Below are 18,766 nucleotides of genomic sequence, written 5' to 3'. Positions count from 1 at the left end.
CCGTCGGCCACGGCAAGCCCAGCCGGCGCCCGGACCCCACCGAGCGGCGTGACGGGCCCGCCGGTTCAGCCCGCCGTGGCGAGGAACTGCGTGGCCGCCAGCTCGGCGTACAGCGAGTCGGTGGCGACGAGTTCGCGGTGGGTGCCCACCGCACGGACCTTGCCGGCGTCCATCACCACGATCCGGTCGGCCATCGTCACCGTGGAGAGCCGATGGGCCACGACCAGCACCGTGGTGGTGCGGGCGACCTCGGCGACGGTGTCGCGCAGCGCCGCCTCGTTGACCGCGTCCAGCTGCGAGGTGGCCTCGTCCAGGAGCAGCAGCCGGGGGCGGCGCAGCAGCGCGCGGGCGATCGCCACCCGCTGACGTTCACCGCCCGACAGCTTGGTGCCGCGATGCCCGACGAGTGTGTCGAGTCCGTCCGGCAGCCGCGCCACCAGACCGTCCAGCCGGGTCGTCGCCAGGACCCGTTCCAGGGTGTCGTCGTCCGCTCCCGGGTGGCCGAGCAGCAGGTTCTGGCGCAGCGAGCCCGACAGGACGGGCGCGTCCTGCTCGACGTACCCGATCGCGGACCGCAGTCGGGGCAGGTCCCACAGGCCGAGGTCCCGGCCGTCCAGGGTGATCACGCCGGACTCGGGGTCGTAGAACCGCTCGATGAGGGAGAACACGGTGGTCTTGCCCGCGCCGGAGGGGCCGACGAACGCCGTCATGCCCCGGGCGGGCACGTCGAAGGTCACCCCGTGATGGACGTGGGGGAGGTCCTCGGCGTACCGGAAACGGACGTCGGAGAAGGCGAGCGCGGCCGGTTCGGCGTCCGTCGCCGGCAACGGGGCGGCGGTGGCGGCGGGCTCCGCGGGAAGGCGCAGCGCCTCCTCGATGCGGGACAGGGCGGCGGCACCCGACTGGTACTGGGTGATCGCGCCGACCACCTGCTGGATCGGCGACATCAGATAGAAGACGTACAGCAGGAACGCGACCAGCGTGCCGATGCCGACGGCGCCGGTCGCGACCCGCGCCCCGCCCACCGCCAGCACCGTGATGAACGCGACCTGCATCGCCAGTCCGGCCGTGTTGCCCGCGGCGGCCGACCACTTGGCGGCGCGCACGCTCTGCCGCCACGACTCCTCGGCCGCGGAGTGCAGCGTGGCCTCCTCCCGGTGCTCGGCGCCGGACGCCTTCACCGTGCGCAGCGCCCCCAGCACGCGTTCCAGCGACGCGCCCATCACCCCGACCGCGTCCTGCGCCTGCCGGCTCGCCCGGTTGATGCGCGGCACGATCACGCCGAGGACCGCGGTCGCGCCGAGGATCACGGCGAGTGTGACCGCGAGCAGCACCGGGTCGACCAGGCCCATCATCACCACGGTCGCGACCAGCGTGAGTCCGCCGGTGCCCAGACCGACCAGGGAGTCGGTGGTGACCTCGCGCAGCAGAGTGGTGTCCGAGGTGATGCGGGCCATCAGGTCGCCCGGCTCGCTGCGGTCCACGGCGGCTATCCGCAGCCGCAGCAGGTACGACGACAGGGTGCGCCGCGCCCCGAGGACCACCGACTCCGCGGTGCGCCGCAGCACGTACGAACCCAGCGCGCCCAGCGCCGCGTTGGTGACCACCAGAGCCGACATGACGACCAGCGCGCCGGTGATGGCCCGGTCGTGGGAGAGGTCGTCGATCAGCTCGCGGGCGACCAGCGGCAGCAGCAGCCCGGTGGCCCCGGTGACCAGCGACAGCACGGCACCGGCGAGCAGGGCCCACCGGTGCGGCCGGACATAGCCGAGGAGCATGCGCCACGGGGGCGTGGCCGAATCCGTCTCTGCCTTGCTCACGCTGCTGCTCCTCGGCCGGTCGAAGGGAGCGTTCAGCGTACGGGGGAGCCGGGGCGCGGGGTCCGGTGGGCTGTCGCCGCGGTCGCTCAGCGGGCCGCGAGCCGCGCCAGGGTGGCGTCGAGGTCGGTGGCGCGCGGCCGGTTGTGCGGCAGCTTCCCGAGGACGACGGCCATACCGCACGTGTCGGTCAGGGCGGAGAAGACGAGGCCGCCCGCGACCACGGCGGAGATCAACTGCCAGCCGGGGTGCAGCAGTCCGAGGCCCAGACCGGTCAGGGCGAGGGCGCCCGCGGTGAACCGGACCTGGCGCTCCATCGACCAGGTGCGCCGCCCGCCCGGCTCCGGCCGGTCCAGCCCGTGCCCGCGCCGGGCCCAGTCCTGGGTCCCGCCGGTCAGCGTCATCGCGTCGACGCCCTCCGAGGACAGCAGGACGCGGGCCTGCTCGGAGCGGGGTCCGGCGGCGCACACCACGAGCACGTCGCCGGACAGCGGGCGGAGCGCGGGCACCGCGCGCGGGAGTGCGTCCAGCGGGATGTTGAGGGCGCCGGGCAGGTGTCCGGTGGCGTACTCGCCGGGCGTGCGGACGTCGACGACGGTCAGCTCGGGCAGCCGGACCCGGGCCTCGTCGGAGTCGAGGGCGGCGTGAGTGGTCATGGCGGGGGCGATCCTTCCTGACCCGAGGGCGGTAGAATACCCCCGAGGGTATATGGAGGAGTGGGTGGCGGTGGATCTGCGCTTCGAGGGTGACGAACTGAAGTCGGTGCTGAACCGGCTGCGCCGGGCGCAGGGGCAGATCTCCGGCGTGATCAGGATGATCGAGGAGGGCCGGGACTGCGAGGAGGTCGTCACGCAGCTCGCCGCCGCGTCACGCGCCCTCGACCGGGCCGGGTTCGCGATCATCGCGACCGGACTCCAGCAGTGCCTGGCCGACTCCGTGAGCGGTGAGGGCGACGCCGGGAGCACGGACGAGGTCAAGGCCCGCCTGGAGAAGCTGTTCCTCTCCTTGGCCTGAGACGCGCCTCGGCTGGAGCGGGCGCCTTGGCTCGAGGCGGCTCCTGGGGCCCGAGTCGGCGCCCCGGCTTGAGACGGGTGCCTTGGTTCGAGACGGCTCCTGGGGCCTGAGACGGCGCCTCGGCCTGACGCGGCTGCCTCGCCGGAGACCGCGGCTCCGCCTGGGACAGCCGGGCGGTACCGGGCGGCGGCGGGCGCGGTCACCCGATCGACGTCACACGGCGGACCTCGAAACCATGCCCTTACCGATCAGTCGCGCGTAGGGTCGGCAGCGGGACGGACGCCCGCCGACAGAAGGGGTCAGCAACATGGCGCAGGAAGTACGCGGCGTGATCGCACCGGGGAAGGACGAGCCGGTCCGGATCGAGACGATCGTCGTGCCCGACCCCGGCCCGGGGGAGGCCGTGGTGCGCGTCCAGGCCTCCGGGGTCTGCCACACCGACCTGCACTACAAGCAGGGCGGCATCACCGACGAGTTCCCCTTCCTGCTCGGCCACGAGGCCGCCGGGATCGTCGAGGCCGTCGGCGACGGCGTCACCGAGGTGGAGCCCGGGGACTTCGTCATCCTCAACTGGCGTGCGGTGTGCGGCCGTTGCCGGGCCTGTCTGCGCGGCCGGCCCTGGTACTGCTTCGACACCCACAACGCCCGGCAGAAGATGACCCTGGCCGCCACCGGCCAGGAGCTCGCACCGGCCCTCGGTATCGGTGCCTTCGTCGAGAAGACGCTGGTCGCGGCCGGACAGTGCACCAAGGTCGATCCCTCCGTCCCCGCCGCCGTCGCCGGACTGCTCGGCTGCGGTGTCATGGCCGGCATCGGCGCGGCGATCAACACCGGGAACGTCGGCCGCGGCGACTCGGTCGCGGTCATCGGCTGCGGCGGCGTCGGGGACGCGGCCATCGCCGGATCGCAGCTGGCCGGAGCGTCGAGGATCATCGCCGTCGACATCGACGACCGGAAGCTGGAGAACGCCCGCACCATGGGCGCCACCCACACCGTCAACTCCACGAAGACCGACCCGGTCGAGGCGATCCGCGAGCTGACCGGCGGTTTCGGCGCCGACGTCGTCATCGAGGCCGTGGGCCGGCCGGAGACGTACAAGCAGGCGTTCTACGCCCGTGACCTGGCCGGCACGGTCGTCCTCGTCGGCGTTCCCACGCCCGACATGAAGCTCGAACTCCCCCTGCTGGACGTCTTCGGCCGCGGCGGCGCCCTGAAGTCCTCCTGGTACGGCGACTGCCTGCCGTCCCGCGACTTCCCGATGCTGATCGACCTGCACCTGCAAGGGCGGCTGGACCTGGCGGCGTTCGTCACGGAGACGATCCAGCTCGACGAGGTGGAGAAGGCGTTCGAGCGGATGCACCGCGGCGACGTGCTGCGCTCGGTGGTGGTGCTCCGATGACCGCCCGCATCGAACGACTCGTCACCTCCGGGCAGTTCACGCTGGACGGCGGCACCTGGGACGTCGACAACAACGTGTGGCTGGTCGGCGACGACCACGAGGTCGTCGTCATCGACGCCGCGCACGACGCCGACGCCATCGCCGAAGCCGTCGGGGACCGCCGGCTGACCGCCATCGTCTGCACCCACGCCCACAACGACCACATCGACGCCGCGCCCGCCCTCGCCGAGCGCACCGGGGCCGTCATCTGGCTGCACCACGACGACCTGCCGCTGTGGAAGCAGACCCACCCCGACCGGGCGCCGGACGCCTGGCTGCTGGACGGCCAGATCATCGAGGCCGCCGGCGCCGACCTGACCGTCCTGCACACGCCCGGCCACGCGCCCGGCGCGGTCTGCCTGTACGACCCGGGGCTCGGCACGGTCTTCACCGGCGACACGCTGTTCCAGGGCGGTCCGGGCGCCACCGGGCGCTCCTACTCCCACTTCCCGACCATCATCGACTCGATCCGCGACCGTCTGCTGACCCTGCCGCCCGAGACCAAGGTCCTCACCGGCCACGGCGACCCGACCACCATCGGGGCCGAGGCGCCGCACCTCCAGGAGTGGATCACTCGGGGCCACTGACGCCGACCGGGGACGGGCCGGGTTCGCGGGCGCGGTGCCGCCGAGGTGCGCGCGTCACCGTCCGCGCCCGGCCGTCGCCGGGGACGTCTTCGGCCGGGTCGCCGCGAGCCCGCCGCCGCGGCATGTCGAGCGGGCCGCGCCCGGCGGAGTGACCGTCCGGGAAAGGCGACAGAAGGTGTCCGGTTTACCCGTCACGCTCGAAGCGAAGGTTCGAACGAACACGGGAGGCCGGACATGCCGGAGCCACTGAAGGACAAGGTCGCGCTCGTCGCCGGAGCGACCCGCGGAGCGGGGCGCGGGATCGCCGTCGAACTGGGTGCGGCCGGCGCGACCGTCTACGTCACGGGACGCAGCACGCGCGCGCGGCGCTCCGAGTACGACCGGCCCGAGACCGTCGAGGACACCGCCGACCTGGTCACCGAGGCCGGCGGCCACGGCATCGCGGTGCCCACCGACCATCTCGACCCCGCGCAGGTCCGCCGCCTCGTGGACCGGATCGCCGACGAGCAGGGCCGCCTCGACATCCTCGTCAACGACATCTGGGGCGGCGAGAAACTCTTCGAGTGGGACAAGACCGTCTGGGAGCACGACCTCGACAAGGGGCTCCGGCTGCTCCGGCTCGCGGTGGAGACGCACGCCGTCACCAGCCACCACGCGCTGCCCCTGATGCTGCGCCACCCCGGCGGTCTCGTGGTGGAGATGACGGACGGCACCGCCGAGTACAACCGCGACAACTACCGGGTGAACCTCTTCTACGACCTCGCCAAGTCCTCGGTGCTGCGGATGGCCTTCGCCCTCGGCCATGAACTCGGGCCGCGCGGCGCCACCGCCGTGGCCCTCACCCCGGGCTGGCTCCGCTCGGAGATGATGCTCGAACACTTCGCGGTGCGGGAGGAGAACTGGCGCGATGCCCTCGACCGCGTCCCGCACTTCGCCATCTCGGAGACCCCGCGCTATGTCGGCCGCGCCGTCGCCGCACTCGCCGCCGACGCCGACGTGGCCCGGTTCAACGGCCGGTCCCTCTCCAGCGGCGGCCTCGCCCAGGAGTACGGCTTCACCGATCTCGACGGCAGCCGTCCTGACGCCTGGCGCTACCTCGTCGAGGTCCAGGACGCGGACAGGCCGGCGGACACCACCGGGTACCGGTGACCGGGCCGTCGTCCCCGGCCCGCCGCGGTCTGTCCAGCCGGCCGCCCCGGCGTTAGGGTCTGCGCCATGACCGGGATCACACGCTTGGCGGGACACGGTGCCCTCGTCACCGGTGCGGCCCGGGGCATCGGGGCCGCCACCGCCCGCCGGCTGGCCGAGGAGGGCGCCCGTGTCCTGGTGACCGACGTGGATCTGCCCGCGGCACAGCGGACGGCGGAGTCACTGCGGGACGCGGGGCTCTCGGCGGAGGCCTTCTTCTGCGACGTGACGGACCGCGCGTCCGTGGAAGCGGCCGTCGCGCACGCCGCCGGTGCGTTCGGCTCGCTCGACGTGCTGGTCGCCAACGCCTACAGCTGTCACCCCGACGCCCCGCTGTTCGAGGACGAGTCCGACGAGGGGTGGGCGCGCGACCTGGACGTCACCCTGACCGGGACGTACCGCTGCTGCCGGGCCGCCCTGCCCCACCTGGCCGCCTGCGGACGCGGCGCCGTCGTCCTCATCGGCTCGGTCAACGGCCTGCAGGACTTCGGCAACCATGCCTACAGCGCCGCCAAGGCCGGACTGGGTTCGCTGACCCGCACCCTCGCCGGGCACGCCGCGGCCCGTGGTGTCCGAGTCAACCTGGTGGTGCCCGGGACGGTCCGGACCCCGGCGTGGGAGGGCCGTTCCACCGACCTCGACGCGGCCGGTGCGCTCTACCCGCTGGGCCGGGTCGGCGAACCGGAGGACATCGCCTCCGCCGTCGCCTTCCTCGCCTCCGGCGACGCGTCCTGGATCACCGGCACGGCACTGGTCGTCGACGGCGGGATCACCGCGGTGAACACCGGCTTCACCGCGTTCAGGAGGGGGAGCGCGGCACCCCGCTGACGCGGCCCGCACCGGCCTCGCGTTCCTGCACCGTCCGCTTGTCGGCCACGTGGCGCCCAGGCGTCCCGCGCGCCCCCTCACCCACACCGAATGTCTCCTTTTGGTCGCAGCCAGCGCGAGCCTGCAACCGAATCGGCTCGGCGTCGGTCTAGCTGGCAGAGATGGTGCGAGAACCGCGCACTCCGGGTGAAAGGGCAAGGTCAGCCATGGGGGACGTACGCAGACGGGGAACCGTCGTTCTGGGGGCCACCGCGTTGGTGGCGCCGCTCACACTCGCACTGGGCGCGGGTCCGGCCCAGGCCGCGAGCTGCACGACGCAGACCGGCCCGTACCAGAAGCAGGTGGAGAAGTTCCTGGGCCGGCCGGTGGACGGCAAGCAGTCCTCCGCCGACTGCAAGGCGATCCGGGCCTTCCAGACCAAGCACGGCATCACGCCGAACATCGGCTACGCGGGTCCGGTCACGTGGGGTGTGATGGACCTGATGAACAAGCAGAAGGCCGTGGGGAACACGCCCAACAAGGACGGACGCTGCCCCGTCAACAAGGGCCGCATCGCCTGTGTGAACCTCACCCTCCAGCTCAGCTGGATCCAGGACGGCAAGAAGCTCGTCTACGGTCCCGTTCCCGTCCGCACGGGACGCAACGGCTACGAGACCCGCACCGGCCTGAAGAAGATCTACTGGCGCAACATCGACCACGTGTCGACCATCTACAACGTGCCCATGCCCTACAGCCAGTTCTTCGACGGCGGACAGGCCTTCCACTCCGTCGGCGTCAGCATGTGGAACCCGCCGGGCTCGCACGGCTGCGTCAACATGACCAAGACCGCCGCCAAGAAGTACTGGTCGCTGCTGAAGAAGGGCGACGACGTCTACGTGTACGGGCGCAAGCCGGGCACCTGACGGCACCCGGCCCGCGCCGGACCGCCTCAGGCTTCGGGCGCGTCCCCGAAGTCCGGGATCTCCAGCCGTGCCCCGCCCTGCCGCGCGGACTCGTGGGCGACGATGCCCGGCAGGGTGTAGCGGGCCGCCACCCACGCGTTCACCGACGGCAGGGTGCGGTTGTTCACCGCGGTCACGAAGTCGTCCACCAGGAAGTGGTGGCTGCCCTCGTGGCCGTTGTGCAGGTGGTCGAACTCCCGCGGCAGCCGCGACCGGTCGTGCACCGGCGCCGAACCCGAGGTGAACGCGGCCCGCAGCTCCGGCGCGATGTGCTGGAGCGAGGGGTCGTCGGGGGACAGCGTGGGCTTGGGCTCCAGCAGCTCGCTGATGTCCTTGACCCCTTTCTTGTCCTGCCACAGGGCGACCGTGGCGAGCTGCTCCATGCTCGCCTCGGTGCCGAAGAACCGGAAGCGCGACTCCCTTAGGTGCGAGGGGTAGCCGACCCGGCGGAACTCGTTCGTACGGAACGAGCCGCCGCCCGCGACCTCGAACAGCGCGGTCGCGTTCGACACGTCGTTGTCGAACTGGCTGACGTCCTTGTCGAAGACACCGTCGCCCCGGTCGTCCAGGACCCCGATCGCCGAGACGCTGACGGCGTGCGTCCGCCAGGCGCCCAGCACACCGCCCACCGAGTGCGTCGGGTACAGCAGCGGGGGATAGGAGGCGGTCGCCTTCCAGTTCTCGCCGCCGCTGTACTGGTACGCCTCGTAGAACCCCAGGTCCATGTCGTGGACGTAGTCGCCCTCGGCGTAGAACAGCCGCCCGAACGCGCCCTCGGCGATCTGGTTGCGGGCGTGCACCGTCGCCGGGTTGTACTCGCTGGTCTCACCCATCATGTAGGTCAGCCCGGTCGCCCGGACCGCTTCGATGATCGCCGCGATCTCCTCGGTGGTGATCGCCATGGGCACCGCCGAGTACACGTGCTTGCCCGCGTTCAGCCCCTGGAGCACCAGCGGTCCGTGGGTCCAGCGCTGGGTGAAGACGGCGACGGCGTCGACGTCCTTCGACTCCAGCATGGCCTCGTACGAGGGGAACGTCCCGGCCAGTCCCTGTGCGTCGGCGAGCTGCCGGGCCCGCTCGGGCAGCAGATCGGTGACGTACACGTCGCTGACACCGGGGTGGGCCTGGAACAGCGTGGCGAACTGGCCGGAGAACTGGCCGGCGCCGACGATGCCGAGGGAGAAGGTCATGGGGTGTGTGCCTTTCACTGGCCGAGGATGAGGTTGATCTGGTCGTTGGTCCTGGTCAGGCCGCTCACCGGGGCGTCATTGGCGTAGACGTCCTGCATGGCGGGGCGCATCAGGGAGTACACGTCCGCGGCGTAGTCGGTGACCGGGAACGAGAAGGTGGCGGAGTCCGTCTTGTCGGTGACCGCTTCGGTGAACGCGGACACGTCGATGCCCTTCTTCTCGTACGCGGCCACGGCCGCCCGGGTGCCGTCCGGGGTCGCCGGGAAGACGATGCCGTAGCCGCCGACTATCCGCTGGCACTCGTCGGAGGCCAGGTACCGCACCCATTTCTTCGCGCCCTCCTTGTTGCGGGCGTTCTTGGTGACGGAGTCGGCGAGGCCGTTCATCATGGTGGCCCGCTTGCCGGTCGGGCCGACCGGCGTGGGCGCCGTGCCGACCTCCAGGCCCTTGGTGCCGTAGTAGGTGGAGATCATCCAGGCGCCGTCGAACGAGGTGGCCGCCCGGCCGGAGGCGACCTGGGCGTTGGCCGGGTTGGCGCCGTCGGTGTAGTCGGTGAAGGGCGCGAGATAGCCCTTCTCGGCGAGGCCGAAGTACCAGTCGATCACCGACTGGAAGGTTCCGCTGCCGTACTGGTACTCGGTGCCCCAGCGCGCCTTGTCCGTGTAGTGCCAGCCGGCCGAGGCGGTGAACGGGCTCCAGGTGGTCTGCCCGTCGGCGTCGCCCGCGCCGCCCGCGGCGAGCCCGTACACCTCGACGTTGTTCCTGTCGAAGCCCTTCTCGTCGCCGCGCGTGCCGTTCCTGTCGACGGTCAGGTGCGCGATGGCCTTCTCGAAGGTGCCGCCGTCCTCGGGGTTCCAGGACAGGCTGTCGAGCTCGTCGGCGGTGAGTCCGGCCTCCTCGGCCATCTTCTGGTTGTAGAAGAGGGCGACGGTGTCCCAGTCCTTGGGCGCGCCGTAGCGGTGGCCGTCCTGGCCCCGCCAGTTGGCGCCCAGACCCGCCTGGTAGGCCGAGTCGTCCAGGCCCAGGTCGTCGAGCGGTTCGAGCACCTTCAGATCGGCGAACTGCCCGAACTTCTGGATGTGGTCGGTGAAGACGTCGGGCTCGGTGCCCGCGATGAAGCTCGCGGTGAGCTTGGTCCAGTAGTCGCTCCAGCCCATCTGGGTGATCTTCACCTTCACGCCCGGGTTCTGCTGCTCGAACCCCTTCGCGCACGCCTGGTACGCGGGCAGCTGGTTGGCGTCCCACAGCCAGTACGTCACCGTGTTCCCGTCCGACCCCGCGGTGCCGCCCTTCGCGCAGCCGGTGGCCAGGGACAGGGCCAGCGCCGCGCCCAGCGCACCCAGTCGCGTGGCGACCGTACGCATTCGAACTCGCATCCCCGTCCCCTTACTTGATTCCGGTGAAGCTGATGGAGCTGACGATGCGGCGTGCGAAGAAGCCGAACAGCACCAGCATCGGGAGGGCGGCGATCAGGGTGGCCGCCATCAGGCCGGACCAGTCGTAGCCCGTCTGCGGTGTCTGTGCCCGGAAGATGGCCAGTGCCACGGTGAGCACCCGCGAGCTGTCGCTGTAGGACACCATCAGCGGCCAGAAGTAGTCGTTCCAGGCGGTGATGTACGTCAGCAGCCCCAGCGTGAGGACGGGCGTGGACGCCATCGGCAGCATCACGCGGAAGAAGATCCGGATCTTCCCGGCCCCGTCCAGCAGAGCGGCCTCCTCCACCTCACGGGGCACGTTCATGAAGAACTGGCGCAGGAAGAACACCGCGAACGGCGTCATGAACATCGTGGGCAGGGCCACCCCCAACAGGGTGTCCACCAAGCCGAGTTGCTTGATCAGGACGAAGTTCGGCAGCAGCGTGAAGATCGCCGGCACCATCAGCCCCGCCAGGAACAGCCCGAACACCGTCTCCCGTCCGCGCCAGCGCAGCCGGGCGAAGGCGTAGGCGGCCATGGCGGAGAAGAAGATCTGGCACACGGTGATCAGGGTCGAGACGATCACCGAGTTGACCAGATAGCGCCAGAACTCCAGCCCGCCACCCGATCCGCCCTGGGCGATGGCCTCCTCGGTCGACTGCAGGCCGAGGGCCCGTTCGAAGCCCCCGGTCGTCGGGTCGACCGGCAGCACGTCGCCGGGACGGACGGCGAGCGCGGTGTTGGAGGACAGCGCGGTGCGCAGGATCCAGTAGAAGGGCAGCAGGGTGATGAGCACGATCGAGGCCATCACCGCTCAGGCCACGACCCGCCCGAAGGTGGGTCTGCGCCTGACGCGCCGTACGGGCGTGGTGTCTGCCACGGCAGCCATGTCGGTGTCTCCCTTCCCTCAGCCGAGGTCGCTCTGGCCGGCCCGGGTGAGCCGGTACTGGAGGACGGTGATCGCGCTCAGCACGACCAGCAGGGCCACCGACATCGCCGAGGCGTACCCGAACTGGAAGCGGCCGAACGCGGCGCCGTAGATGTAGTACTGAAGGACGTTCGTGGCGTTCGCCGGACCGCCGGCGGTCGTCACGGCGACCGTGTCGAACACCTGGAACGAGCCGATGACCGTCATGATCAGCACGACCGCCAGGACCGGCCGCAGCAGCGGCAGCGTGATCCGGCGGAACATGCGCCATTCGCTCGCGCCGTCCACCTTCGCCGCCTCGTACATGTCGTTCGGGATCGCCATCAGTCCGGCGAACAGCAGCAGGGCGGTGTATCCGACGTGCCGCCACACGTTGATCAGGGCGATCGTCGGGATCGCCCAGGTCTCGTCGGCGAGGAACGGGATCCGGTCGAGGCCGATCCCGGCGATGATCTCGTTGCCTATGCCGAGTTGGGTGTCCAGGATCCAGAGCCAGACGATGCCCGCGACGACGTTGGACATCAGATACGGCGTGAGCACGATCCCGCGCAGCACCGCCGACTGTGTGAGCCGCTGAAGGAGCACGGCGACGGCGAGGGCCGCCACCGTCTGCACACCGATGTTGATGACCACGTACTCCACGGTGACCGCGAGCGAGTCCCAGAAGATCGGGTCGTGGACCATCCGTACGTAGTTGTCCAGGCCCACCCACTCAGCGGGCGTGAGCAGGTTGAAGCGGGTGAAGCTCAGATAGATGCCTCGCAGCGTCGGCCACAGCAGGAACACCGTGTAGCCGAGCAGCGCGGGTGCGATGAACACCGCGGCGAGCCGCCCGTCCCCTCGGTTCTCGCGGGCCGCCGCCCGCCGGGCCCTCGGTTTGCTGCCTGCCCCCTCGGCGCCGCTCAGTGGCAGCGACGGAGGGCTGCTGGACGCGATGGTCATCGGGAGACTCCCTCGTCTGCGGCTCGTCCTCGGCCACTTACTTTTGTGGCGGAAGAATCAAGCCGTCAAGAGGCGGGGGAACATCTTTTTCCAGCCGCGTCGACGCCATAGAATGGTCTGGTTGGTTTCGAAGAGAAAAAAATCATGTGGGAGCCTGACGACCATGACCGCAGTAGCCGCCAGCTGGCTTCCGCTCAGCCCCGGTGAACGCTCCGTGGCGATCGAGGTGCTCCTCGCCGGCCCCCTGTCGCGCACCGAACTCGCCCGGCGCCTCGACCTGTCCGCGGGCAGCCTCACCAGGCTCACCAAACCGCTGATCGAGTCGGGCCTGCTCGTCGAGGTGCCGGAGGCGGGCGGACCGGCCGAGACGCGCCAGGGCCGCCCCTCTCAGCCGCTGGACGTCGTCGCCGAGTCCCGCTCCTTCATCGGCTTCAAGATCACCGATGACATGGTCTACGGCGTGGTGACCACGCTCAGAAGCGAGATCGTCGCCCGCTGCGACCGCCCCGTGACGTCCCATGAGCCCGCCGGGGTCGTGGACCTGCTGGGCGAGATGGCCGAGGAACTGGCCGACCGCCACCCCCGGCTCGCGGGCATCGGCATCGGTGTGGGCGGTCTCGTGGAGGACCGCGCCGTGGTCGGGGAGTCGCCGTTCCTCGGGTGGCGCGACGTGCCGCTCGCCGAACTCGTCCAGGAGCGGACGGGGTTGCCGGTCGTCGTGGAGAACGACGTGGCGGCCCTCGTCGAGGCCGAGACCTGGTTCGGCGCCGGCCGCGGCCTCGACCGCTTCGTCGTCCTGACCATCGGCGCCGGTATCGGCTACGGGCTGGTCCTGGGCGGCAAGCGGGTGCCGTACGCCGAGGAGGACCGCGGCTTCGGCCGGCACTGGATCATCAACCCCGACGGTCCGCTCACTCCCGACGGGGAGCGCGGCAGCGCCGTCTCCCTGCTGACCATTCCGAACATCCGCTACCAGATCCGGGCGGCCACCGGACGCGAGCACAGCTACGAGGAGATCCTCGGCCTCGCCGTCGAGGGGGAGCCGATGTGCGCCCGGGTCGTCGACGAGGCCGCTGTGGCCCTGGGCACCCTCGTCGCCCACATCGCCAACTTCGCCATGCCGCAGAAGATCCTGCTCGCCGGTGAGGGGGTCGGTCTGATGGGTGTGGCGGGGAACACGGTGGAGGACACCGTCCGCGCCCGCCGGCATCCCCTGGCCACTCCGGTCGAGCTGGAGACCAGGGTGTCCGACTTCCACGACTGGGCGCGCGGGGCGGCCGTTCTCGCCATCCAGGTGCTCGTGCTGGGTGCCGCGGACGTCTGAACTCCCCGGTGGGTTCTGAGAGATGGACGTGATCAGGGACACGGCCCGATATGTCCGATTAGCTCGTGATTACTCACGGCGCCTTCACCTCGGCAGCCGTATGCTTCACACCATGTCCACCAGTGTTGAAGCCGCTACCGAGCGATCGGCCGCGGAGGTCAACGAGGAGATCCGGGCGCTGTGGCGCCGGTCGGGCGGGACACTGAGCACCGAACAGCGCGAGGAGTACCAGCGCCTCGTCATGGAGTGGGCCGCCGCGGCGCCGCAGTCGGCGCAGGCCGCCTGACCGGCGTCGCCGGACCCCGGAAGGGTCCGCCCGGCCGGTGCTCTCCGGCCCGACGGCCCCCGGACCTCCTCGTCACCCCCATGTGGCCGAGTAGTGCCGCTGGTAGGCCCTGCGGTCCTGTTCCGTCCGGATCCACCGCGTGGCCACCAGCGCGATCAGACTGCCCCCGATGACCAGCAGGCCGGGGCCGACGTTCGCCGGATCCGCGAGCCGCGACAGCAGGTTCGAGACGTCCTCCCCGGACACCGGGGCGGACACCCCGGGCCCTGCCGCGTCCGGAGGCGCCGCACCGCTTCCGGATCCGGCGGCGGAGGGCGCGGGGCCGGCGTCCTGCTCCCCGCCCGGCGGCGTCGCGGTGATCAGCTGTACGCCGAGCTCGGACAAGGGCTTGTCCAGCGGCTGGAAGAAGGTCGTCCCCCCGGCGTCGCAGTCCCCGTTGCCCCCGGAGGTCACCCCGAGCGCGACACCCTCGGAGAACAACGGCCCGCCGCTGTCCCCGGGTTCGGCGCACACGTTCGTCTCGATGAGACCGGTGACGGTGCCCTCGGGATAGTTCACCGTGGCGTCCACCCCGGTCACCTCACCGTCGCGCAGCCCGCTGGTGCTGCCGCTGCGGAACACCCGCTGTCCGACCGAGACCGCGCCGGTACCCGTGATCCGCACGCCCTGCCCGTCGCCCACGGCCACCACGTCGGCGCCCGCACCGGCCCGGCCGCCCGTGTACTCGACCAGCGAGTAGTCGTCGCCGGGGAAGCTGCCGACCACGGTCCTGCCCACTTCCCGGTCGCCCCGGCCGTCGGCGAACCAGACGGAGCCCTCGGGCCCGCAGTGCCCGGCCGTGAGGATGAAGTCGGTCCGCCCGTCGGTGACGTTGAAGCCCGCGGAACAGCGCCCGGCGGTCGACAGGATCGCCTGGGCTCCGTTGATCCGCGTGGTGAACGAACCGTCCGTGCGCTCCATGCGCACGAACGCGCCGATGCCGTCCGCGACGCCGGTCAGCTCCGCCCACGCGGAGGCCGAGACGGTGCTGTCCCCGCGCACCACCACCTCGTTGGTCCGGTAGTCCAGCAGCCATGCCGTGCCGCTCACCCGAGGCGCCGAACGCAGCGTCGCCGTGGCCGACTTCAGCTCGCGCATGCTGTGCCGCACGAGCTTGGCGGCCGCCCCCGACCGCCGGACCTCGGCCGCCGTGTCCGCGTCGGTGACCGCGACGACCGGCCGGCCGTCGGAGCCGATCCAGGTACCGGCCGTCCGGTCGCTGCCGAGCCGCTCCACGAGGTCCTCGCCCGTGCCCGCGGCCGACCGGACGGACGCGTTCGGCACCCCGGCGGAGCCCGAGGGCTCGCTCGCCACGGCCTGGGTGACCATCCCCGCCCCGAGCAGGAGTCCGCCGACCGCCGCCAGCCGTGTCGCCCGCCGGACGATCCGTCGTCGTGCGTGCCTCATGCATGGCTCCCGAACTCCGTACGCGCGGCGGCAACACCGCGGGGCGCCCAGGGGGTTGAGCGCCCTCCCTCCATACGTGCCGGGGTGCGGCGGCGTTCACGCCGAGGGCGATCGGCTCAATTCTTGCGGGCCACGCCGCCGAACATCGCGACCTCCTCCGGCTCGGCGCCGTCGGCGCCGTCCGGACGCCAGCGCGAGCACGACACGACCCCGGGCTCCAGCAGGTCCAGCCCGTCGAAGAAGCGCGTCACCTGCTCGGGGGTGCGCTGGGTCAGCTTCGGTGTGCCGTGCTCGTTCCAGAACTTCACCGCCTCGTCCACGTCGGGCATGGCGGGCGAGGTGACGGTGTGCGACAGGACCAGATGGCTTCCGGCCGGCAGCCGGTCGACCAGCTGCCGGACCAGGGCGTACGGGTCCTCGTCGTCGGGGACGAAGATGACGACGCCGAGCAGCATCAGCGCCACCGGCCGGCTGAGGTCCAGGCTCTTGGCGGCGTGTTCGAGGATCGCGTCGACGTTGCGGAGGTCCTCGTCGAGGTAGTCGGTGCTTCCCTCGGGTGTGCTGGTGAGCAGCGCGCGGGCGTGCGCCAGGACCAGCGGGTCGTTGTCGACGTACACGATCCGGGTGTCGGGGGCGATGCGCTGGGCGACCTCGTGGGTGTTGTCGGCGGTCGGCAGCCCCGTGCCGATGTCCAGGAACTGGCGTATGCCGACGTCGGAGACGAGGTGGCGCACGGCGCGGCCGAGGAACAGGCGGTCCGCGCGGGCGTAGTCCCCGATGCCGGGGTGCAGTTGCCGGATCTGGTCGCCGGCGGCCCGGTCGACCTCGTAGTTGTCCTTGCCGCCCAGCCAGTAGTTCCAGATCCGAGCGGTGTGCGGCTGGGTCGTGTTGATGCGCTCGCGCAGGGACTGGACCAGATCGTCCTGGGGTGGCGGGTTGTCGGTCACGGAATCAGCTCCTGGGGGTGCCTGGTGTTCGGATCACGATGATTCCCGGTGGGGTGTCAAGAAACAATCCGGACCGCGGAGTTGATCCTGTTGACGGCGGGGATTTCCTTGTCCTCGGCCTGCTCCGGGCGGTGGCCGGCGTCCGGGCGGAGGTCCGTCCGGCGAAGGTCTTGACTCTGCGTGCGCGGGTGACGATCCTCTTCGCATAATTGCGCCGGTCATGACAAACCCATGGGTGTGGTGCACCGACCCCCGGACGGCTTGGTTCAGCGACCGCGCCCCACCCGCCGACCGAGGGACGTGGACAGTGACCCTGGCTCGTCGCCCGTACCGCAGACGCAAAGACGTCGCCCTGCTGTCCCTGCTGCTGTTCGTGCTGGCCATGACGCTCGGCCCCACGCCGAGTTCGGCCGCGTCGAACGACTGGTACACGCCCACGGCGCGGCCCGCGCCGGACTCCGGGATCAATGTCACCGGAGAGCCGTTCAAGGGCACCGACGCGCAGGGCGAGGTGCGCGGCTTCGTCGACGCACACAACCACCTGATGTCCAACGAGGCCTTCGGCGGTCGGCTGATCTGCGGCAAGACCTTCTCCGAGGCGGGGATCGCCGACGCGCTCAAGGACTGCCCCGAGCACTACCCGGACGGCTCGCTCGCGATCTTCGACTTCATCACCAACGGCGGTGACGGCCGGCACGACCCGGTCGGCTGGCCCACCTTCAAGGACTGGCCCGCGCACGACTCGCTGACCCACCAGCAGAACTACTACGCCTGGGTCGAGCGCGCCTGGCGCGGCGGCCAGCGGGTGATGGTCAACGACCTCGTCACCAACGGCGTGATCTGCTCGGTGTACTTCTTCAAGGACCGCAGCTGCGACGAGATGACCTCCATCCGCCTCCAGGCGAAGCTGACCTACGACCTCCAGGCCTACGTCGACAAGATGTACGGCGGCCCCGGTAAGGGCTGGTTCCGGATCGTCACCGACAGCGCGCAGGCCCGCTCGGTCGTCGAGCAGGGCAAGCTGGCGGTCGTCCTGGGCGTCGAGACCTCCGAGCCGTTCGGCTGCAAGCAGATCCTGGACATCGCCCAGTGCAGCAAGGAGGACATCGACAAGGGGCTGGACGAGCTGCACGCGCTGGGCGTGCGCAGCATGTTCCTCTGCCACAAGTTCGACAACGCGCTGTGCGGGGTCCGCTTCGACTCGGGCGGTCTGGGAACGGCCATCAACGTCGGGCAGTTCCTGTCGACCGGCACCTTCTGGCGGACCGAGCGGTGCACCGGCCCCCAGCACGACAACCCCATCGGCGCCGCCGCCGCTCCCGGGGCCGAGGACGAACTCCCCGCGGGAGTGGAGGTCCCCTCGTACGACGAGGACGCCCAGTGCAACGTCAGAGGACTCACCGAACTCGGCGAGTACGCCGTGCGCGGCATGATGAAACGCAAGATGATGCTGGAGATCGACCACATGAGCGTCAAGGCCACCGGCCGGGCGCTGGACATCTTCGAGTCCGAGTCGTACCCCGGCGTGATCTCCTCGCACAGCTGGATGGACCTGAACTGGACCGAACGGGTCTACGGCCTCGGCGGCTTCATCGCCCAGTACATGCACGGGTCCGAGGAGTTCAGCGCGGAGGCCCGGCGCACGGACGCGCTGCGCGAGAAGTACGGCGTGGGCTACGGCTACGGAACCGACATGAACGGCGTCGGCGGCTGGCCCGCCCCGCGCGGCACGGACACCGGCAACCCCGTCACCTACCCGTTCCGCAGCGTCGACGGCGGCTCGGTCCTCGACCGGCAGACCACCGGGCAGCGCACCTGGGACCTGAACACCGACGGAGCCGCCCACTACGGCCTCGTCCCGGACTGGATCGAGGACATCCGGCGGGTCGGCGGCCAGGACGTGGTGGACGACCTGTTCCGCGGCGCCGAGTCCTACCTCGACACCTGGGGCGCCTCCGAGCGCCACCGGTCCGCGGTCAACCTCGCCCAGGGATCCACGGCCACGGCCAGTTCCGCGGAGTGGAACCCGTTCACCAGCTACGCGCCGCACCGCGCCGCCGACGGCAGCCGCGACACCCGCTGGGCCAGCGACTGGAACGACGACCAGTGGCTGAGCCTCGACCTGGGCGCCACCCATCGGGTCGGGCGGGTCACGCTCGACTGGGAACGCGCCTACGGGAAGGCGTACCGCGTCGAGCTGTCCACCGACGGCGTGAACTGGCAGACCGCCTGGTCCACCACCACCGGCGACGGGGGCCTCGACACGGCCGTCTTCCCCGGCACACCGGCCCGCCACGTCCGCGTCCACGGCCTGGACCGCGGCACCGACTGGGGCTACTCGCTGTACGAAGTGGGCGTCCACAGCGGCTGACACGGCTCACCACCGCCGGCCCGCGGCCGCGACGAGGGGGAACCCTCGTCGCGGCCGTAGTCATGTCGACGGACCGACGGCCGGCGCCCGGCCTCGGCCCACCG

Annotated in this window: 16 protein-coding genes and 1 pseudogene; 9 read left to right on the top strand and 8 right to left on the bottom strand. The window is 71.1% G+C overall.

Annotated features, from left to right (window positions below; all coding sequences use genetic code 11):
* Positions 1–65: 65 nt before the first annotated feature.
* Together DN051_RS05890 and DN051_RS05885 are read right to left on the bottom strand one after the other, a co-directional pair.
* Positions 66–1,778, bottom strand: a complete 1,713-nt coding sequence (locus DN051_RS05890) for an ABC transporter ATP-binding protein (RefSeq protein WP_420709116.1) — start codon at positions 1,776–1,778, stop codon at positions 66–68.
* 128 nt (positions 1,779–1,906) lie between these two features.
* Positions 1,907–2,473 carry a rhodanese-like domain-containing protein gene (locus tag DN051_RS05885; RefSeq protein ID WP_053757054.1) on the bottom strand — a complete coding sequence of 189 codons (567 nt, stop codon included), beginning with the start codon at positions 2,471–2,473 and terminating at the stop codon, positions 1,907–1,909.
* Between the two features lie 70 nt (positions 2,474–2,543).
* Between DN051_RS05885 and DN051_RS05880 the strand changes: the two genes are divergently transcribed.
* The 6 genes from DN051_RS05880 to DN051_RS05855 all read left to right on the top strand — a co-directional run bounded on the left by DN051_RS05880 (position 2,544) and on the right by DN051_RS05855 (position 7,774).
* Positions 2,544–2,831 (top strand): metal-sensitive transcriptional regulator, encoded by a 288-nt coding sequence (locus DN051_RS05880; protein ID WP_053757140.1) that lies wholly within the window; start codon positions 2,544–2,546, stop codon positions 2,829–2,831.
* A 307-nt stretch (positions 2,832–3,138) separates the two neighbouring features.
* A complete protein-coding gene (locus tag DN051_RS05875) occupies positions 3,139–4,230 on the top strand; it encodes an S-(hydroxymethyl)mycothiol dehydrogenase (protein WP_112438156.1) in 1,092 nt (363 codons plus the stop codon).
* Entirely contained in the window at positions 4,227–4,856 is a 630-nt protein-coding gene (locus DN051_RS05870) for an MBL fold metallo-hydrolase (protein WP_053757052.1), read from the top strand. Before DN051_RS05875 ends, DN051_RS05870 begins: the two co-directional genes overlap by 4 nt.
* 234 nt (positions 4,857–5,090) lie before the next feature.
* A complete protein-coding gene (locus DN051_RS05865; protein WP_053757051.1) occupies positions 5,091–6,005 on the top strand; it encodes an SDR family oxidoreductase in 915 nt (304 codons plus the stop codon).
* 66 nt (positions 6,006–6,071) lie between these two features.
* Entirely contained in the window at positions 6,072–6,872 is an 801-nt protein-coding gene (locus tag DN051_RS05860) for an SDR family NAD(P)-dependent oxidoreductase (protein ID WP_053757050.1), read from the top strand.
* 206 nt (positions 6,873–7,078) lie between these two features.
* Complete coding sequence (locus DN051_RS05855; protein WP_053757049.1) at positions 7,079–7,774, top strand: L,D-transpeptidase family protein; 696 nt, start codon at positions 7,079–7,081, stop codon at positions 7,772–7,774.
* Positions 7,775–7,800: 26 nt separating this feature from the next.
* Here the strand turns inward: DN051_RS05855 and DN051_RS05850 are convergent, their stop codons facing one another.
* The 4 genes and pseudogenes from DN051_RS05850 to DN051_RS05835 all read right to left on the bottom strand — a co-directional run bounded on the left by DN051_RS05850 (position 7,801) and on the right by DN051_RS05835 (position 12,288).
* Entirely contained in the window at positions 7,801–9,003 is a 1,203-nt protein-coding gene (locus tag DN051_RS05850) for a Gfo/Idh/MocA family protein (RefSeq protein ID WP_112438155.1), read from the bottom strand.
* Between the two features lie 14 nt (positions 9,004–9,017).
* Positions 9,018–10,379, bottom strand: coding sequence for an ABC transporter substrate-binding protein (locus DN051_RS05845; protein WP_246040931.1), 1,362 nt, complete (start codon positions 10,377–10,379; stop codon positions 9,018–9,020).
* A gap of 10 nt (positions 10,380–10,389) precedes the next feature.
* A pseudogene (locus DN051_RS05840) lies at positions 10,390–11,307 on the bottom strand (carbohydrate ABC transporter permease).
* A gap of 18 nt (positions 11,308–11,325) precedes the next feature.
* Positions 11,326–12,288, bottom strand: coding sequence for a carbohydrate ABC transporter permease (locus DN051_RS05835; protein WP_053757045.1), 963 nt, complete (start codon positions 12,286–12,288; stop codon positions 11,326–11,328).
* A 163-nt stretch (positions 12,289–12,451) separates the two neighbouring features.
* Here DN051_RS05835 and DN051_RS05830 point away from each other — a divergent pair, with 163 nt between their 5' ends.
* Both DN051_RS05830 and DN051_RS05825 read left to right on the top strand, forming a co-directional pair.
* Positions 12,452–13,612 (top strand): ROK family transcriptional regulator, encoded by a 1,161-nt coding sequence (locus DN051_RS05830; protein WP_112438153.1) that lies wholly within the window; start codon positions 12,452–12,454, stop codon positions 13,610–13,612.
* 100 nt (positions 13,613–13,712) lie between these two features.
* On the top strand, positions 13,713–13,898 hold the full coding sequence (locus tag DN051_RS05825) for a hypothetical protein (protein WP_053757043.1): 186 nt from the start codon (positions 13,713–13,715) through the stop codon (positions 13,896–13,898).
* A 72-nt stretch (positions 13,899–13,970) separates the two neighbouring features.
* On the opposite strand, the gene DN051_RS05820 is transcribed toward DN051_RS05825, so the two are convergent.
* Complete coding sequence (locus DN051_RS05820; RefSeq protein ID WP_112438152.1) at positions 13,971–15,344, bottom strand: S1 family peptidase; 1,374 nt, start codon at positions 15,342–15,344, stop codon at positions 13,971–13,973.
* 116 nt (positions 15,345–15,460) lie between these two features.
* Positions 15,461–16,291, bottom strand: coding sequence for an SAM-dependent methyltransferase (locus DN051_RS05815; protein WP_053757041.1), 831 nt, complete (start codon positions 16,289–16,291; stop codon positions 15,461–15,463).
* 307 nt (positions 16,292–16,598) lie between these two features.
* On the opposite strand from DN051_RS05815, the gene DN051_RS05810 reads away from it, so the two are divergent.
* Positions 16,599–18,662, top strand: coding sequence for a galactose-binding domain-containing protein (locus tag DN051_RS05810; protein WP_246040929.1), 2,064 nt, complete (start codon positions 16,599–16,601; stop codon positions 18,660–18,662).
* Positions 18,663–18,766 lie beyond the last annotated feature (104 nt).

This window comes from Streptomyces cadmiisoli (assembly GCF_003261055.1).
Classification (GTDB): Bacteria; Actinomycetota; Actinomycetes; order Streptomycetales; family Streptomycetaceae; genus Streptomyces; species Streptomyces cadmiisoli.
This window is presented reverse-complemented; position numbering and strand designations above follow the sequence as displayed.

What these genes read in the sequence shown, in the direction of transcription:
- DN051_RS05890 (WP_420709116.1), bottom strand. Translation starts at nt 1,778, where the DNA reads ATGCTCCTCGGCTATGTCCGGCCGCACCGGTGGGCCCTGCTCGCCGGT.
- DN051_RS05885 (WP_053757054.1), bottom strand. Translation starts at nt 2,473, where the DNA reads ATGACCACTCACGCCGCCCTCGACTCCGACGAGGCCCGGGTCCGGCTG.
- DN051_RS05875 (WP_112438156.1), top strand. Translation starts at nt 3,139, where the DNA reads ATGGCGCAGGAAGTACGCGGCGTGATCGCACCGGGGAAGGACGAGCCG.
- DN051_RS05870 (WP_053757052.1), top strand. Translation starts at nt 4,227, where the DNA reads ATGACCGCCCGCATCGAACGACTCGTCACCTCCGGGCAGTTCACGCTG.
- DN051_RS05865 (WP_053757051.1), top strand. Translation starts at nt 5,091, where the DNA reads ATGCCGGAGCCACTGAAGGACAAGGTCGCGCTCGTCGCCGGAGCGACC.
- DN051_RS05860 (WP_053757050.1), top strand. Translation starts at nt 6,072, where the DNA reads ATGACCGGGATCACACGCTTGGCGGGACACGGTGCCCTCGTCACCGGT.
- DN051_RS05855 (WP_053757049.1), top strand. Translation starts at nt 7,079, where the DNA reads ATGGGGGACGTACGCAGACGGGGAACCGTCGTTCTGGGGGCCACCGCG.
- DN051_RS05850 (WP_112438155.1), bottom strand. Translation starts at nt 9,003, where the DNA reads ATGACCTTCTCCCTCGGCATCGTCGGCGCCGGCCAGTTCTCCGGCCAG.
- DN051_RS05845 (WP_246040931.1), bottom strand. Translation starts at nt 10,379, where the DNA reads ATGCGAGTTCGAATGCGTACGGTCGCCACGCGACTGGGTGCGCTGGGC.
- DN051_RS05835 (WP_053757045.1), bottom strand. Translation starts at nt 12,288, where the DNA reads ATGACCATCGCGTCCAGCAGCCCTCCGTCGCTGCCACTGAGCGGCGCC.
- DN051_RS05830 (WP_112438153.1), top strand. Translation starts at nt 12,452, where the DNA reads ATGACCGCAGTAGCCGCCAGCTGGCTTCCGCTCAGCCCCGGTGAACGC.
- DN051_RS05825 (WP_053757043.1), top strand. Translation starts at nt 13,713, where the DNA reads ATGCTTCACACCATGTCCACCAGTGTTGAAGCCGCTACCGAGCGATCG.
- DN051_RS05820 (WP_112438152.1), bottom strand. Translation starts at nt 15,344, where the DNA reads ATGAGGCACGCACGACGACGGATCGTCCGGCGGGCGACACGGCTGGCG.